Genomic DNA, 819 nt, shown 5'->3' with positions numbered 1-819 from the left:
CGGCCTCCTCGGCCGCGACCACGTCGGACGCCACGACGACTTCTTCACCCTCGGCGGCGATTCCATCGTCGCCCTCCAGGTCGTCGGCCGCGCCCGCCGCGCCGGCCTCCTCCTCGAGCCCCGCGACCTCTTCCGCCACCGCACCCTCGCCGCGCTCGCCGCCGCCGCCCGCCCGATCGCCGAGGACCGCCCGGCTCCCGAGGCGCTGCCCGAGACCGGCCCGCTGCCGCTGCTGCCGATCCAGGCCGCCTTCCTCGGCCAACCCGTTCCCGAGCGCCATCACTGGAACCAGGCCCTGCTGCTGGTCCCCCACGCCCTGCCCGGCTGGACGATCGTCGCCAAGGCCCTCGACGCCCTCGTCGCCCACCACCCCGCCCTGCGCCAGCGCTTCATCGAGGGCCCGGACGGCTGGCACACCGAGACCCTGCCGCACGTCCCCGATCCCGACCGGCTCTGGCTCCGCCCCGCCCCGGACGACGACACCCTGGCGAGCCATTGCGCGCAAGCCCAGGCCAGCCTCGACCTCGGCCAGGGCCGCCTCCTGCGCGGCCTCGGCCTCGACCGGCCCGACGGCAGCCGCCGCCTGCTGCTCGCCATCCACCACCTCGCCGTCGACGGCGTGTCCTGGCGCATCCTGATCGACGACCTCGCCACCGCCTGCGACCACATCGCCCGCGGCGAGCCCGTCATCCTGCCGCCCGCCACCCCGCCGGGATCCTGGGCCCGCCGGCTCCTCGCCTGCGCCGGATCGCGCGCGCTCGCGGCCGAGCTCGACCATTGGCGCAGCCTGGACGACGACGCCGCCGCGAGGCTGCCGGG

The 819-nt window shown here is 77.2% G+C and carries 1 protein-coding gene; it reads left to right on the top strand.

Annotated features, from left to right (window positions below):
* Nucleotides 1-819: condensation domain-containing protein (locus VP06_RS33305; RefSeq protein ID WP_048468115.1), on the top strand; the 819-nt coding region annotated here is incomplete at both ends.

This window comes from Methylobacterium aquaticum (assembly GCF_001043915.1).
Lineage (GTDB): Bacteria > Pseudomonadota > Alphaproteobacteria > Rhizobiales > Beijerinckiaceae > Methylobacterium > Methylobacterium aquaticum.
Note: the sequence above shows the minus strand (reverse complement) of the source record. Positions and strands in the feature narration are given on the sequence as shown.